The organism is Pseudomonas sp. NPDC087803 (genome assembly GCF_044742995.1).
Classification (GTDB): domain Bacteria; phylum Pseudomonadota; class Gammaproteobacteria; order Pseudomonadales; family Pseudomonadaceae; genus Aquipseudomonas.
On record NZ_JBIUVO010000054.1, the window covers coordinates 21,112 to 35,688 of the forward strand.

A 14,577-nucleotide genomic window follows, 5' to 3' on the forward strand; every position below is an offset into this window, starting at 1 on the left:
CGGTGTGCGTTGATTTCAGCTTTCGAAATTAAGGAAAGGATCGAATGGCGTTTCTGAGTTTTCTGGCATTTATCGCCGCCTGGGGTTGCATGTGGCGCTGGGTGGTGAAAAACCGCGGTAGCTGGAATCTGTTTTACGGCAACATCGTTGGCGCGGCGGGCGGTTTTATCGTCGGCATGGTGGTGCTGTCGATCTTGCTGTCGATATTCCCGTCGGCGCATAAATCCGCAAAAGCGCCAATCGAAGACGTGATCACACAGAGCGATGTGACCACCAGTCTGTTGCCCGAAGCCGAGTCGGATTCGACATCCGCCGTGCTGGAGAACGCGCCGGGCTTTGCCGCGATCGAGCCGGATGACCAACCTTCTCCGCCGGACTCCGCACTGCTGCCGAATTACGCCAGCCGGGCACCGAAGTCGATATCGGAAAAAACCGTCCTCGATCAAAGCGACGCGCAGGGCCGTAAAGCGCTCACCGCGCTGCGCGACAAGCTGGGGCAAAATGCCGACAGCGATAAATCGATGCTCGCGTATGTCATGTGCGGCACGCTGGTCACCAGCACGCTGCGCTTTCCGGCGTCGGAGCGCTTCGCCGACAGCTCTGCCATTGTCACCAAGCGCTTCAAGGATCAGGTCTACACCCTCAGCAACAAGGTTACCGCGCGCAACATGAATGGCGATGACGTCACTTATAGCTTCGAATGCTCGGTGCAGGAGCAACCCGCGTCCGCCGAATGGCGACTGCTGGCGCTGAAGCTGCGGAAGGCTGACTCTTAAGCCTCGTTTAAGGGTTCAAGGTGCCGGCTGCGCTATCATCGCCAGCCTGTGCGACTTGAGCTTTGCCCCTGAATGTCCCCGATACCTGCTGACCTGAATCCGCTGCCCCCCGTTTTAGCCGGTCCGCTGTTGCGCCGGCTGGAATCAACGCGAGTGGTGCTGTGGCTGATCGGTACGCGCGAACTGGCGCTGACCTTGCGCCTGCAAGGCGTAGGAGACATCCCTCTCGATGCTGAGAAATGCACGGTCATCCCTGTAGGCCGTCATGCGTTCGTCCATTTGATTGACGTTGCGCTCGACAGCGCCCTGCCCTGCGACACGCGCATCGACTATGACCTGTTGATTGACGGCCAGACGCCCATCGCCGAGTGGGCGCCGCATCTGCTGTACGGCAATGCCCGCTGTCCGAACCTCGTAGTGCGCTCGCGGATCGACCAATTGCTGCACGGTTCCTGCCGCAAGCCGCATCATCCGGCGGCAGACGGTTTGCTGTGCGTCGATCAACTGCTGTCAGGCGAAACCGATCCGCAACAACGTCCGGCCCTGCTGATGATGAGCGGCGATCAGATCTACGCCGACGATGTCGCCGGCCCGATGTTGCGGGCGATTCATGCCTTGATTGCGCGCCTCGGCCTGTTCGACGAACACCTCGAAGGTGCCGTGGTCAGCGACAGCGCCAAACTCTACGAACACCCGGCCAGCTACTACCACCGTGCGGATTTGTTACCGGCGCTGGAGAGCAACGAGACCTTGCGCGAGCGATTTTTCGGCGGTGCGCGTAAGCCGATTTTCACCAGCAGCAGCGCCGACAATCATCTGGTGACGTTCGCCGAAGTGATGGCGATGTATCTGCTGGTGTGGTCGCCGGTTGCCTGGGCACTGATCAATCCTGCTGTTCCATCGCTGACGCCTGAACGCTTGAAGCGCTACACCCTGGAGCAAACCCGCATCGTTGGCTTCAAGGCCGGTCTGGGCAATGTTGCCCGGGCGCTGGCACACCTGCCGAGCCTGATGATTTTCGACGACCACGACATCACCGATGACTGGAATCTTTCCGCGCAATGGGAGGAAACCGCCTACGGCCATGCGTTCTCCAAACGCATTATCGGCAACGCCTTGATTGCCTACATGCTGTGCCAGGGCTGGGGCAACAATCCGGATGCGTTCAAGGAGATGCTGGAACAAACCCGCAGCCTGAGCGCCAGTGGTGACGATCAGTATCTCGACAGTCCGGTGCAGGACGCGCTGATCGACGCCCTGCTGCGCTTTCAGCACTGGCATTTCGTGCTGCCGAGCAGTCCGGCACTGGTGGTGCTCGACACCCGCACCCGGCGCTGGCGCAGCGAGATGGCACTCAAGCAACCCTCCGGTTTGCTGGACTGGGAAGCCCTGAGCGAACTGCAGCAGGAACTGCTCGATCATCCGTCAGCGATCATTGTTTCCCCCGCGCCGATCTTCGGCGTGAAGCTGATCGAAACCGTGCAGAAGGTGTTCAGCTGGTGTGGTTATCCACTGCTGGTCGACGCCGAAAACTGGATGGCTCATCGCGGCGCCGCGCAGGTGATCCTGAACATTTTCCGACATACGCGCACACCCGGGAACTACGTGGTGCTGTCCGGCGACGTGCATTATTCCTTCGTCTACGAAGTGCTGATCCGACACCGCAAGGCCGGGCCACGGATCTGGCAGATCACCAGCAGCGGGATCAAGAACGAGTTTCCGAAAACCCTGCTGGAATGGTTCGACCGCCTCAACCGCTGGCTCTATTCGCCGCGCTCGCCGTTGAACTGGTTTACCAAACGCCGACGCATGCGCATCGTGCCGTATACCCCGGAGCATGCCGAAGCGGGTGAGCGACTGTGGAATTCGGCGGGGATCGGGCAGGTGTTTTTCAATGCGCAGGGTCAGCCGAGCGAGATCATTCAGCACAATTCGAACGGCGCGGTGAAGACACGGATGCTGGCGCCGGAGTTGGGGGATTATCCGGACTGACGTGCACCTTTTCCAATGTAGGAGTGAGCCTGCTCGCGATTGCGGTAGGCCATTCAAAATGTATATCGCCTGATACACCGCTATCGCGAGCAGGCTCACTCCTACAGGGGGTTCGGTTGCGCGTCAGTGCGCTGTTAAGGCAAGTCCCACACCTCTGACAATCATCCCCACCTCCCGCTCATCAATCGTCAGCGGCGGCAGCAGCCGTATCGTCTTGCCACGCGTTACGTTGATCAGCAATCCATGATCCCGCGCAGCAATCAGCGTCAGATCGCGGATCGGCTGTTTCAACTCGATACCAATCATCAAGCCCTGCCCGCGAATCGCCAACACATTGGGGTTGTCTGCCAGTTCGGCCCGCAAGCGGGTCAACAGGCGTTCACCCTGCACCCGGACATTTTCCAGCAAGCCCTGTTCTTCGATGATGTCCAGCACCGTGCAGCCGACCCGGCAGGCCAGCGGATTACCGCCGAACGTACTGCCATGGCTGCCGGGGGTGAACAGGTCCGCCGCTCTGCCTCGCGCCAGACAGGCGCCGATCGGCACGCCGTTGCCGAGGCCTTTGGCCAGGGTCATGACGTCCGGCACGATGCCTTCATGCTGGAACGCAAACCACTGACCAGTGCGGCCGATACCGGTCTGGATTTCGTCGAGCATCAGCAGCCAGGCGTGCCGATTGCACAGGTCGCGCAGGGCTTTGAGGTAGCCGGGCGGCGCCAGTTGCACACCGCTTTCGCCCTGAATCGGCTCGACCAGAATCGCCACGATGCGCTCGCCATGCTTTTGCTGGAGCTGATCCAGCGCCGCCAGATCACCGAAAGGCACTTTGACGAAGTCCCCCGGCAGATCATTGAAGCCCAGACGCACCGCCGGGCCATCGCTGGCCGACAAAGTGCCCAGCGTGCGGCCATGAAACGCGTTGGCCATGACCACCACCAGCGGCTGTTCGATGCCTTTGCGCCAGCCATATAACCGAGCCAGCTTCAGCGCAGTTTCATTGGCCTCGGCGCCGGAGTTGTTGAAGAACGCCCGGTCCATCCCCGACAGCTGCGTGAGTTTCCGCGCCAGCTGTTGCTGCCAGTCGATGCTGTACAGGTTGGAGGTGTGCAGCAGCAGTCCGGCCTGTTCGCTGATAGCGGCAACGATCCGTGGGTGCGAGTGCCCGACATTGGTCACCGCAACCCCGGCAACAGCATCCAGGTACTCACGACCGGCCTGATCCCACAGGCGCGTGCCCAGGCCTCTGGTGAAACTCAGGGCCAGCGGTTGGTAGGTGTTCATCAGGGTGGCGGTCATGACTTCAAACTCCAGTGAAGGTCGGTGTGTTTGCAGTATGGTTAGCCACCAGAACTGGATAAACTCGGCAAAACTTCAATCATTTAAAAGCAGGACTTGATAATGGACCTGTTGCAGGCGATGAGCGTGTACGTGAAGGTCGTGGAAGCCGGGAGCATGACGGCGGCCGCGTTGCAGTGCGAAATGTCCACAACCATGGTCGGAAATCACCTGCGCGCCCTGGAGCAAAGGCTCGGCGTGCAGTTGCTGCAGCGCACCACCCGCCGTCAGCGACTGACCGAATTCGGTAGCGTTTACTACCAGCGTTGCCTGGATGTATTGGGCCTGGTGGCCGACTCCGAACGCCTCGCCGAACAGGCCCTCGACGAGCCGCGCGGCTTGCTGCGTATCACCGCGCCACTGACTTTTGGCGTCGAACGTCTGGCCCCGGCGCTCAGCGAGTTTTCCCTGCAATATCCGCAATTGAAAATGGATGTGGTGCTGACCAACCGTCGTCCGGACTTGCTGGAAAGTGGCCTCGACGTTGCCTTTCGGCTGGGGCATTTCGAGCAATCGAACCTGATCGCCCGGCCGCTGATCGACTACACCCTGACCGTGTGCGCCTCGCCGGCCTACGTCGCGCGACGCGGCATGCCGATCACCCCGCAAGACCTGCAACAACACGACTGCCTGTCGTTCGCCTACCCTGCCGGCGATGACTGGCAATCAGTGGAAAAACGCTGGCGCCTCAGTGGCCCGGACGGCGAGATTCTGGTTGATGTCAGCGGCCCGATGCTGATGAACACCTCAGCCGGTCTGCATCAGGCCGCACGCACCGGCATGGGCATCGTCATGCTCCCGGATGCACTGGTAGAACAGGATCTGCGCGACGGCAAACTGGTGACGGTGATCCCCGACTTCCAGCCGCCAAGCCGCCCGTTACATCTGCTGTACGCTCCGGATCGTTATCGTTTGCCCAAGCTGCGGCGCTTCGTCGAGTTCGCGATGAAAACCTGGGGCAGATCCTGATGTTGGCTGCGGTTGACTATGCTCCGGTGATTGCCGACAAGGATGCTGCCATCTGATGAAAAACCCCCTCACCGTACGCGATCTGTTGCCCGACGACGCAGAGCCTGTGCGACTGTTTCTCGGCCAACATGGCTGGGGACACCGAACCGGCTCCAGCGACTACTTCGCCCAACTGCTGGAAAACTCGCAACGCACTGCCGTCGCACTGAGCGGCGAGCACATCATCGGTTTCGCCCGAGGCATCACCGATGGTTTGTCCAATGGCTATCTGTCGATGGTCGTGGTCGATGACCAGCATCGCCGTGCAGGCGTCGGCCGCGCGCTGGTCGAGCATGTCATGGGCGAAAACCCCGACATTACCTGGATGCTGCGCGCAGGGCGTGTTGGGGCTGAGGCATTTTTTTCCAGTCTGGGGTTTGAAACGTCGGTGATTGCGATGGAGCGGAGGCGCTTGAAATAACCGGTGCCGATCATGGCATCCGCTATGATCCAGCATCTCCTCTCTGCACGGACGCTACGCGATGTTCATCACTCTGCAAAACACCCCACTGTGGGTTTATGCGGTTTTCCTGGTACTGGTTTATCTCGGGATCAAGGCACGCGCACCCAATCACAAAAGCCGTTTGGCGATGCTACTTACACCGCCAGTGCTGATTGCCTGGTCACTCTATTCAATGAATCTGACACTCCATCCAGCCCTGTCCCTCAGTTGCTGGATCGGCGCCCTGTTGCTGGGAGGCGCTGCGGCACGGCTGATGTTTTCAGCTCAGGGCGTCACGCTTGATGAATCACTAACCGGACTGACCCTGCCGGGCACTTGGAAAGTGCTGATGCTATACCTGCTGTTTTTCGCCGTGAATTACTACTTCGGTTATCAGGATGACGTGCATCCGGAGCAAGCCTCTGCTCCGGATGCACTGCTGTTGAAAGCCGCGATTTCAGGTTTCGTCTGCGGGTTGATCGGCACTCGTTCGCTGAAGTACTACCGTTTGCTGCGCACGCTTCAGTCACAGCGCCGGCAAATAACCTCGCAGTAATTCAGGAACCGCTTTTCACCAACACCGGCTTCTCCTGATAACGCTGCGCAAACAACTGCTTCAACTGCGCCACCTTGGGCATGTCGTTGATCACGATGTACGGATAGCTCGGGTGCTCGGTCAGGAAGTCCTGGTGATAGTCCTCCGCCGGGTAGAAGCCGTTGTAGGTTTCCAGTTTGGTGACGATCGGTTTGCTGTAGGCATGCGCTGCGTCGAGCTGGGCGATGTAGGCCTGGGCTACCCGTTGTTGATCGGCATTGACCGGGAACAGCGCCGAGCGATATTGCGTGCCGCTGTCCGGCCCCTGCCGGTTGAGTTCGGTCGGGTTGTGGGCTACCGAGAAGTAGATTTGCAGCAGGCTGCCGTAGCTGACTTGCGTCGGGTCAAAGGTGACTTGCACGGACTCGGCATGACCGGTATCACCTTCGCTGACCCGCTCATATTCCGCCGTGTTCGCCGCACCGCCGGCATAACCGGAAACAGCTTTCTGCACACCTTTGACGTGCTGGAAATCCCCTTGCACGCCCCAGAAACAACCACCAGCGAACACCGCGGTTTCGCTGTGCGCCTGAGTGGTTTCGTCGAGGGCTGGCGGCGGGATGGCCACCGCGTCATCGGCGCCGAAAGAGAACGCCGAACACTGACCGACCACGCCGGCCATGGCGACACCGAGCAACACACGTCGCCAGTTGTTTTGAGTTTTCATGTTGCGCACTCCCGATCAGCCGAAGGTGAAGGCGTAAGCCGATACGCCCGGGTCAAGAAATTCGATGGTGAAGGTGCGATCCTTCACCTCGTCGGTTTGCCGCACCAGTTGATACAGGCGCTGTTCGGTCACGCGGCCGCTGCCGTCCGGGGCGACATCCACACCGTGGGCATCGCCCGGTGCCTGACCGTCAATCGACACTTTGAAGCGCACCGGTTTGCCATCCGCGTTCGGGCCCAGGACCAGATGCAAGTCGCGGGCGTGGAAGCGGTAGACGATGCGACTGGCCGGTGCGTTGGCGGTGGCGCGTTCGGCACCGACGGCCCATTGGCCGCCGAGGCTCCAGTCATTCAGGGTCAGGTTGGCGGGCGGGTTGTAGGTCGCGACCTTGTCAGGCACCAGGGCGGTTTCCGCTACGAAATGTTCCGCACGCTGGTAGCCGACATAGGTTTCCGGTGACAGCACCTGATTCATGTCCGGCGCCTGTTGCACGCCTCGGGCATCGGCATTGATCAGGCCATCGGCGACGGTTTCCGCCCCGGCCTCACGCAGCAACTGCTGAATGACCCGCTCCGACTCGGCGTAGTCCCCTTCGCCAAAATGGTGGTAACGAATCCGCCCCTGGGCGTCGGCGAAATAATGCGCCGGCCAGTATTCGTTGTTGAAGGCGCGCCAGATCTTGTAGTCGTTGTCGATGGCCACCGGATAGTTGATACCCAACTCCTTCATGGCTTTGCTGACGTTGCCGACATCGCGCTCGAAGGCGAACTCCGGGGCGTGCACACCGATCACCACCAGGCCTTGATCGCGGTACTTTTCCGCCCAGGCTTTGACGTATGGCAACGTGCGCAGGCAGTTGATGCAGGAGTAGGTCCAGAAATCCACCAACACCACTTTACCCTTGAGTGCCTGGGCATCGAGTGGTGGCGAGTTGAGCCATTGCACGGCGCCATTGAGCGGCGGCAACTGGCCTTCGACCGGTAATGTTCCGGGTGCCTTGTCAGCAATTTTCATCGCCGCGCCTGTGGCTTTCATGCTGCCGTTCGCTGCGTCATCCGCAGCAGGAATCTGCGCCATCATCGCCCCGTTGCCAGCGGGAGATTTACCGGAGAATTGGCCCACCAGTGCCTGTTCAATCCCACCCGTGGACGCCGTCGACAACCGCGCCAGCAGTCCGGTGTCGAGGCCCAGCGCAATCGCTGCGACACCGGCGAGCATCGCCGCCCCCAACCCGCGCCGGATCCATTCACCGGTGCCGATCGAGCGCTTCATCAACGTAAAGACCTTACCGCCCAGCAGCAACGCCGCCGCCAGTGAAGTCGCGGCGCCCGCCGCGTAGGCGAGCAACAACAGCGTGGTGGCGATGCTTGCCCCTTGCAACGCGGCTCCGGTCAGAATCAAGCCGAGGATGGGGCCGGCGCATGGCGCCCAAAGCAGCCCCGTGGCGACGCCGATCAGAAACGAGGCGCCGGGACGCGGACGATTGTCCTGGCCGGCGGCTTCGGACAGCCGACTGCCGGCCGACACCAGCGGCCGCGTCAGGCGCTCGGCGAGGCGCGGCAGCAGCAGCGTCATCCCGAACAGTGCAACGAACAGCAACGCGAGCCAGCGCCCGTACTGATTGACTTGCACCACCCAACCGCCGCCCACCGCTGCCAGCGTGGCGACGAGGGCGAAAGTCAGCGCCATCCCGGCCAATAGCGGCAAGCCACTCTTGATAAACGGCTGCCCGGTGCGAGCGAAGACAAAAGGCAGAACAGGCAGGATGCACGGACTGACGATTGTCAGCACACCGCCCAGATAAGCGAGAACCAAGAGCCACATGGTGTCGTCCTGTAGAAAGTGAAGATCGAAAAATGGCCATGGCTCATGCCGCCACGGGTTTGAAGGTCATCGCCAGGCCATTCATGCAATAACGCAGGCCGGTGGGTTTCGGACCGTCATCGAAGACATGCCCCAGGTGCCCGCCGCAGCGCCGACAGTGCACTTCATTGCGCGACATGCCGAAGGAGCGGTCCTGACGCGTGGCCACCGCGTGTTCCAGCGGTGCCCAGAAACTCGGCCAGCCAGTGCGGCTGTCGAACTTGGTCGCCGATGAAAACAGCGCCAGCTCACAGCCCGCGCAGGCGAATGTGCCGTTGCGATGTTCGTTGTTGAGCGGGCTGGTGTAGGCCCGCTCGGTGCCTTCTTCGCGCAGGATGGCGTACTGCTCATCCGAGAGCAGCGAGTGCCATTCACTGTCGCTGTGGCTGACCTCGAAAACCTCATCGGCATGGGCTTGCTCGATCAGTGCGGTGCCCGAGGAAAATTTTGGCAATACACCCGCCACCAGGGCTGCAAGCCCCAGCCCGCCGCTCGCTACGAGAATCTGTCGCCGTGAAAACATGGCCGTCTCCAAAAATTCCAGGTGCCTGTCATGGAACACAGCCTAGGCTTGGGTTGATCGCCAAATCCTCACGGGAAGTTAACGAATTCGTGATAACTCGCCCTGAGGAAAACCCGCACAATGCGCTCACTGCGCCGAAGGATTGAGCTTGATGGAACCGACCAGACGCATCCTCGTGGTCGAGGATGACCAACACATCGCCGATTTGATTTGCCTGCATTTACGCGATGAACATTACGACGTCGTGCACTGCGCCGACGGCGACGAAGGCATGCGCCTGTTGCAACAGGGACAATGGGATGCGCTGATCCTCGACCTGATGTTGCCGGGGGTCGACGGCCTGGAAATCTGCCGCCGCGCCCGGGCGATGGCGCGCTATACGCCGATCATCATCACCAGCGCACGTTCCAGCGAATTGCACCGGATCCTCGGTCTGGAACTGGGTGCCGACGATTACCTCGCCAAACCGTTTTCGATGCTGGAACTGGTGGCGCGGGTCAAAGCCTTGTTGCGCCGGGTCGACGCCATGGCACGCAACCTGAAGATGGACGCCGGCAGCCTCAGTCTCGACGGCTTGAACATCGACCCGATCACCCGCGACGTCACCCTCAACGGCGCGCGCCTGGACCTCACACCGCGTGAGTTCGACTTGCTGTATTTCTTCGCCCGACAACCGGGCAAGGTGTTCTCGCGCATGGACCTGCTCAACGCCGTATGGGGCTACAGCCACGAAGGTTACGAGCACACGGTCAACACCCACATCAACCGCCTGCGGGCGAAAATCGAAAGCGATCCGGCGCAACCGGCACGCATCCTTACCGTGTGGGGCCGTGGCTATAAATTCGGCACGGAACAACCATGAAACTGACCCTGTCGCAGCGCCTGTCCGTCGTATTCGCCGTGTTGCTGTTGGTGTGTTGCGGCACCTCGGCATGGCTGCAGGTGCGCTCCAGCCAGATGCATGAGCTGGAAGTGGTGCAAGGCTTGTCTCGGGATCTGGCGCAGCACATCGCCCATGACACGGTGCTGATGGACAGCAATGGCCTGATGCCCGGTGCCGTGCGCGAACTGTTCAGCAAGCTGATGCTGGTCAACCCGAGTGTCGAGGTGTACCTGCTCGACCCCGAGGGGCGGATTGTCGGCAATGCGGCGCCGGAAGGACATCTGCGCCGGGAGACGGTCGATCTGGCGCCGATCCGCCGGCTGCTCAATGATCAGCCGCTGCCGATCCTCGGCGATGACCCGCGCAGCGTCGACGGGCGCAAGGTCTTCAGTGCCGCGCCGTTACGGGTCAATGGCAAGCCTGCCGGTTATCTCTATGTGGTGTTGCTCAGCGAAGAACACGATCGCTTCGCCGAACGTGGCGCGACCAGTGCCGCGCTCAATACTGCATTGCTGTCGATCGGGCTGGTGGCGCTGTTGTGCCTGATCGCTGGTCTCACGGCGTTCAACCTGATTACTCGACCGTTGCGCCGGTTGACCGAAACCGTCAGCCGCTTCGACATTGATGGCGCGCCACAACCGCTGCCGGCCCCGTCGACCGCTGTGGATAAAAGCGCTGACCCGGATGAAATCGCCGTACTCGATACCGCGTTCCGACAAATGCAGAACCGACTTGGTGAACAGTGGCGCTCGTTGACCCGCCAGGATCAGGAGCGCCGTGAGCTGGTGGCGAACATCTCCCACGACCTGCGTACGCCGCTGGCTTCGCTGCACGGCTATCTGGAAACCCTGTCACTCAAGGACGCCACGCTCTCTGTCGAAGAACGCCGGCGCTATCTGGGCATCGCGCTGGATCAAAGCCGCAAGGTCGGCGGGTTGGCGCAATCGCTGCTGGAACTGGTGCGTCTGGAACACGGATTCGTGCAACCGGTACTGGAGCGCTTCTCGCTGATCGACCTGCTGCAGGACATCTTCCAGAAATTCGAACTGGCCGCCGAAGCCCGCCACGTTGAACTCAAGGCCAGCTTCGGGCCGAACCTGCCGACGGTGTGCGCCGACCTCGGGTTGATCGAACGAGTGCTGACCAACCTGGTGGACAACGCCTTGCGCCACACGCCGCCGGGCGGGGAGATCGAGCTGGATTTGAAGCCCCAGGGCGCGCTGGTGGAAGTGACGGTCAGCGACACCGGCCCCGGCATCGCACCCGAGTTGCGCGAAGGTCTGTTCCTGCGTCCGTTCAACATTGGCGGAGCGCGGCGTGACGGTGGACTGGGGCTGCGCATCGTCCACCGCATCCTGCAACTGCACGGGCGTGACATTCGGTTGATCGACGTTGCGGGGCGCGGGGCGACTTTTCGCTTCTCGCTGCCGACCGATCAGCAAACCGCTGAACAATGGATGGTGCGCTCGATGAACCTGAACACGCCGGACAAATAATCCGCACCGCCGGACTGTTGTTCCGTGACAACGCCGGCCCGCTCCCCTAAATTAACCGGCCTGAAAAAGACCCCGTGCTTTCTCGTCTCAACCCAAGTTAAAAAAGTAGTGAAATTTCAATGTCCGATTTCAACACCGCTGAATCCGTAGTCACCGAATCGTCCAAAGCGGAATACGAAAACTCCATCAATCTTTCACAACACCTTCCACAAGCCAAAATCATCAGCGAAATGGTCCTGGATGCTTTCCAGTCGACCCGCGAAAGCGACCAGATCCGCGAGCTGCGCGCCGCGATCCGTCAGGCGCACGACAGCTTCGATGACGACAAGGCCTATGAGCTGATGGGCCAGCTCAAGGCTCTGAAAGACGCCGAAGCCGCCGACATCGCCGCCCTCGAAGACCTGAGCAGCAAGTTCTCGATCGGCCGCATCCTGTCCTGTTTCAAGGACGATCCGGCGTTCCAGGAAATCGTCTATGGTCTCGCGCTCAAAGTGCTGAACCAGACCCATCAGGCGATCAGCAACCCGAGCGGCGGCAAGAGCAAGGCAGCCAAGAAGAAAGAAGTCGAAATCTTCACCATCAGTAAAGACGGGAGCAGCGTGACCCTGCCAATGCGCACGCCGCGTTCGCGTCTGAACATTGACCGTGCAGCGCTCGAGTTCCTCGGTTTCACCTTCGTCGGTGAAGGCGAAGAAGCCGAGCTGGAGGGCGAGACCTTCGTCGACAACGCTGGCACCGAGCACGCAATCAATCGCAAGAACATCATCACCGCACTGCAACAGCAGACCGCGTTCGATGGCTACAGCATCGCCGCGCAGTAATCCCGGCGCTAACAAAAAAGCCCCGCTCTGAGATTCAGGCGGGGCTTTTTGTTGGGCGCGCGGGATCAGACTTCCGGGTGCAGCGCCACGATCATGTCGACTTCAATCGCTGCGTTTTTCGGCAACTGATACACGCCGACGGTAGTGCGCGTATGTCGCCCGGCATCGCCGAGCACGTGACTGAAAACGTCCGATGCACCGTTGGCCACTTCGCTCAGGTCCACGAAGTCCGGGGTCGACTTCACGTACACCGTGACCCGCAACAACGCCCGGATCTTGTCCAGTGAACCGACCGCATCGACGATCAGCGCCAGGCAGCGCATGGCACTGATGCTCGCGGCGGCCTGCGCATCCTTGAGGGTCAACTCCAACCCCACGCGACCGGGATACTGAATCTTGCCGTGGGTACGCGGGACCATGCCACTGATGTACAGCTCATCGCGATGGCGGATCAGCGGCGCGTAATTGCCGCCGGCGGTGTTCTCGCCATAGATGTCGTAGTTCAGCTCGTGTGCCAGGGCAATGAAGCGTTCGTCGCAGGTCATCCTCTCAGTCATTTTCGCCCAGCCTCTCGATTGATGCATGAATAACAGTGTCCCTGCGAAGTGGCATGGCGCTATCACCGTTATGGTTGGATCCAAATCTAGGGGGTTTACGCCGATATCGCAACTAAACCCTGTCGGAGCTGCGGCACGCTGCGATCTTTTGATTTTGATTGTATTTTTAAAGATCAGGATCAAAGGATCGCAGCGTGCCGCAGCTCCTACAAAGGTATCGCGTCGAAGTGGCCTCTGCTCGCGATTGCCGACGCCTCACCGAAAGCCAGCCAACAAAAAACCCCGCACATCTCTCAATGTGCGGGGTTTTTCTTGAAACCATCCAGCCTTACGGCGCGTACGTCAGCAGCAACTCGGCCGGCACCTTGAAGTCCAGGGACATCATGACGCTCAGGGCGGTGATGGTGAAGATCGAGAACACGAACAGCTTGCGTGCCCAGACCGTGTCATCCACCGCCTTGTAGCCGGTCCAGGCCATGTACAACCAGTACATGCCCATGGCCGCGGCGACGGCGAGGTAGCTCATGCCGGCGTAGCCGCTGAAGGTCAGCATCAAGGTCGCCACGAGGAACGCCAGGATGTAGAGCAGGATGTGCTTCTTGGCCACTTCGATTCCGCGCTTGACGGGCAGCACCGGAATCGATGCGGCCAGGTAGTCGTTGAAACGGAAGATCGCGATGGCGTAGGAATGCGGCATCTGCCACAGGCTGAACATCACCAGCAGGGTCAGTGCGGCCATGTCGAAGCTGTTGGTTACGGCAACGTAACCGATCACTGGCGGCATGGCGCCCGACAGACTGCCCACCAGCGTGCCGTGAACCGACTTGCGCTTGAGGTACAGGCTGTAGAAGCCGACGTAGATGATGAAGCCGATTACCGCGAACAGGGCGGCCAACGGGTTGGCCACCTTGTACAACAAGGCAACGCCGAGAACACCCAGGATGGTCGCGTAGACCAGAGCCAGTTTCAGGGAGATCAAGCCCTGCACCAGCACCCGGTTCTTGGTGCGTTCCATCTTCAGGTCGATGTCGCGGTCGATGCAGTTGTTGAACACGCAACCGGAGGCCACAACCAGGGAAGTGACGATCATGGCGGCCAGGAACACCGCCAGATCTACATGCCCTTTCGAGGCCAGGAAGAACCCGCCTGCCACAGAAAGCACGTTACCGAAAATGATCCCCGGTTTGGTGATTTGGATAAAGTGCTTGAGCGACATCGGGTCTACCTCACTTCGCCATCATGTACGTGTGGATGCTGAACATGATCCACAGCGACAGGCCAACCAGCAGCAGGATCACGATGGCCGTAAAGACAAACGCGATCACGTTGTTACGTTGTGCAATCGAACGGTCCAGGTGCAGGAAGTAGTACAGGTGAACGATCACCTGGATTACCGCGAACAGCAGGACGATTGCCAGCGTCGTGGACTTCGGCAAGGTCGGAAACATCACCAGGCCGAACGGGATGGCGGTCAGGATCACCGACAGGATGAAGCCAATGGCGTACGACTTTACGCTGCCGTGGCCAGCATCATGGCTGTCATGGGAGTGTGCATTAGCCATTACAGAGTCCCCATCAGGTAAACAACGGTGAATACGCAGATCCACACCACGTCCAGG

15 protein-coding genes are annotated in these 14,577 nt (G+C 60.3%); 8 read left to right on the forward strand and 7 right to left on the reverse strand.

The features are described 5' to 3' along the window. Positions 1–44: 44 nt before the first annotated feature. Both ACIOUG_RS21210 and ACIOUG_RS21215 read left to right on the forward strand, forming a co-directional pair. Positions 45–776, forward strand: a complete 732-nt coding sequence (locus ACIOUG_RS21210) for a hypothetical protein (RefSeq protein ID WP_401068413.1) — start codon at positions 45–47, stop codon at positions 774–776. Between the two features lie 72 nt (positions 777–848). After that, positions 849–2,768 carry an alkaline phosphatase D family protein gene (locus ACIOUG_RS21215; protein WP_401068415.1) on the forward strand — a complete coding sequence of 640 codons (1,920 nt, stop codon included), beginning with the start codon at positions 849–851 and terminating at the stop codon, positions 2,766–2,768. Positions 2,769–2,891: 123 nt separating this feature from the next. On the opposite strand, the gene ACIOUG_RS21220 is transcribed toward ACIOUG_RS21215, so the two are convergent. Then, complete coding sequence (locus ACIOUG_RS21220; protein ID WP_401068416.1) at positions 2,892–4,064, reverse strand: aspartate aminotransferase family protein; 1,173 nt, start codon at positions 4,062–4,064, stop codon at positions 2,892–2,894. Positions 4,065–4,166: 102 nt separating this feature from the next. On the opposite strand from ACIOUG_RS21220, the gene ACIOUG_RS21225 reads away from it, so the two are divergent. The 3 genes from ACIOUG_RS21225 (at position 4,167) to ACIOUG_RS21235 (ending at position 6,109) form a co-directional block, all read left to right on the forward strand. Continuing rightward, positions 4,167–5,072 (forward strand): LysR family transcriptional regulator, encoded by a 906-nt coding sequence (locus ACIOUG_RS21225; RefSeq protein WP_401068418.1) that lies wholly within the window; start codon positions 4,167–4,169, stop codon positions 5,070–5,072. Positions 5,073–5,127: 55 nt separating this feature from the next. Then, complete coding sequence (locus tag ACIOUG_RS21230) at positions 5,128–5,532, forward strand: GNAT family N-acetyltransferase (protein WP_401068419.1); 405 nt, start codon at positions 5,128–5,130, stop codon at positions 5,530–5,532. 61 nt (positions 5,533–5,593) lie between these two features. After that, on the forward strand, positions 5,594–6,109 hold the full coding sequence (locus ACIOUG_RS21235) for a hypothetical protein (protein WP_401068421.1): 516 nt from the start codon (positions 5,594–5,596) through the stop codon (positions 6,107–6,109). A gap of 1 nt (position 6,110) precedes the next feature. Here ACIOUG_RS21235 and msrA read toward each other — a convergent pair whose 3' ends face one another. The 3 genes from msrA to msrB are packed head-to-tail and all read right to left on the reverse strand — an operon-like array spanning position 6,111 to position 9,201. Continuing rightward, a complete protein-coding gene (gene msrA / locus ACIOUG_RS21240) occupies positions 6,111–6,815 on the reverse strand; it encodes a peptide-methionine (S)-S-oxide reductase MsrA (protein WP_401068423.1) in 705 nt (234 codons plus the stop codon). A gap of 15 nt (positions 6,816–6,830) precedes the next feature. After that, the gene (locus ACIOUG_RS21245) at positions 6,831–8,639 is read right to left on the reverse strand and encodes a cytochrome c biogenesis protein DipZ (RefSeq protein ID WP_401068424.1); all 1,809 of its coding nucleotides are present in this window, start codon (positions 8,637–8,639) and stop codon (positions 6,831–6,833) included. A 43-nt stretch (positions 8,640–8,682) separates the two neighbouring features. Next, positions 8,683–9,201, reverse strand: coding sequence for a peptide-methionine (R)-S-oxide reductase MsrB (gene msrB / locus ACIOUG_RS21250; protein ID WP_401068425.1), 519 nt, complete (start codon positions 9,199–9,201; stop codon positions 8,683–8,685). Between the two features lie 151 nt (positions 9,202–9,352). On the opposite strand from msrB, the gene ACIOUG_RS21255 reads away from it, so the two are divergent. The 3 genes from ACIOUG_RS21255 (at position 9,353) to ACIOUG_RS21265 (ending at position 12,401) form a co-directional block, all read left to right on the forward strand. Continuing rightward, positions 9,353–10,063 (forward strand): response regulator transcription factor, encoded by a 711-nt coding sequence (locus ACIOUG_RS21255; protein ID WP_401068427.1) that lies wholly within the window; start codon positions 9,353–9,355, stop codon positions 10,061–10,063. After that, a complete protein-coding gene (locus tag ACIOUG_RS21260) occupies positions 10,060–11,580 on the forward strand; it encodes an ATP-binding protein (protein ID WP_401068429.1) in 1,521 nt (506 codons plus the stop codon). The genes ACIOUG_RS21255 and ACIOUG_RS21260 overlap by 4 nt, the downstream gene beginning before the upstream one ends. Positions 11,581–11,699: 119 nt before the next feature. Continuing rightward, the gene (locus ACIOUG_RS21265) at positions 11,700–12,401 is read left to right on the forward strand and encodes a hypothetical protein (RefSeq protein ID WP_401068431.1); all 702 of its coding nucleotides are present in this window, start codon (positions 11,700–11,702) and stop codon (positions 12,399–12,401) included. Between the two features lie 65 nt (positions 12,402–12,466). Here ACIOUG_RS21265 and ACIOUG_RS21270 read toward each other — a convergent pair whose 3' ends face one another. The 3 genes from ACIOUG_RS21270 to cyoD form a co-directional block, all read right to left on the reverse strand. After that, positions 12,467–12,958, reverse strand: coding sequence for a RidA family protein (locus ACIOUG_RS21270; protein ID WP_401068433.1), 492 nt, complete (start codon positions 12,956–12,958; stop codon positions 12,467–12,469). A gap of 328 nt (positions 12,959–13,286) precedes the next feature. Continuing rightward, entirely contained in the window at positions 13,287–14,174 is an 888-nt protein-coding gene (gene cyoE / locus ACIOUG_RS21275; RefSeq protein WP_401068435.1) for a heme o synthase, read from the reverse strand. A gap of 10 nt (positions 14,175–14,184) precedes the next feature. After that, on the reverse strand, positions 14,185–14,520 hold the full coding sequence (cyoD, locus tag ACIOUG_RS21280; protein WP_003227981.1) for a cytochrome o ubiquinol oxidase subunit IV: 336 nt from the start codon (positions 14,518–14,520) through the stop codon (positions 14,185–14,187). Positions 14,521–14,577: the final 57 nt, after the last annotated feature.

Coding starts and splice junctions, on each gene's coding strand:
- ACIOUG_RS21270 (WP_401068433.1), bottom strand. CDS start 12,958: ATGACTGAGAGGATGACCTGCGACGAACGCTTCATTGCCCTGGCACAC.
- ACIOUG_RS21225 (WP_401068418.1), top strand. CDS start 4,167: ATGGACCTGTTGCAGGCGATGAGCGTGTACGTGAAGGTCGTGGAAGCC.
- ACIOUG_RS21255 (WP_401068427.1), top strand. CDS start 9,353: ATGGAACCGACCAGACGCATCCTCGTGGTCGAGGATGACCAACACATC.
- msrB (WP_401068425.1), bottom strand. CDS start 9,201: ATGTTTTCACGGCGACAGATTCTCGTAGCGAGCGGCGGGCTGGGGCTT.
- cyoD (WP_003227981.1), bottom strand. CDS start 14,520: ATGGCTAATGCACACTCCCATGACAGCCATGATGCTGGCCACGGCAGC.
- ACIOUG_RS21210 (WP_401068413.1), top strand. CDS start 45: ATGGCGTTTCTGAGTTTTCTGGCATTTATCGCCGCCTGGGGTTGCATG.
- ACIOUG_RS21265 (WP_401068431.1), top strand. CDS start 11,700: ATGTCCGATTTCAACACCGCTGAATCCGTAGTCACCGAATCGTCCAAA.
- ACIOUG_RS21230 (WP_401068419.1), top strand. CDS start 5,128: ATGAAAAACCCCCTCACCGTACGCGATCTGTTGCCCGACGACGCAGAG.
- msrA (WP_401068423.1), bottom strand. CDS start 6,815: ATGAAAACTCAAAACAACTGGCGACGTGTGTTGCTCGGTGTCGCCATG.
- ACIOUG_RS21220 (WP_401068416.1), bottom strand. CDS start 4,064: ATGACCGCCACCCTGATGAACACCTACCAACCGCTGGCCCTGAGTTTC.
- cyoE (WP_401068435.1), bottom strand. CDS start 14,174: ATGTCGCTCAAGCACTTTATCCAAATCACCAAACCGGGGATCATTTTC.
- ACIOUG_RS21235 (WP_401068421.1), top strand. CDS start 5,594: ATGTTCATCACTCTGCAAAACACCCCACTGTGGGTTTATGCGGTTTTC.
- ACIOUG_RS21245 (WP_401068424.1), bottom strand. CDS start 8,639: ATGTGGCTCTTGGTTCTCGCTTATCTGGGCGGTGTGCTGACAATCGTC.
- ACIOUG_RS21260 (WP_401068429.1), top strand. CDS start 10,060: ATGAAACTGACCCTGTCGCAGCGCCTGTCCGTCGTATTCGCCGTGTTG.
- ACIOUG_RS21215 (WP_401068415.1), top strand. CDS start 849: ATGTCCCCGATACCTGCTGACCTGAATCCGCTGCCCCCCGTTTTAGCC.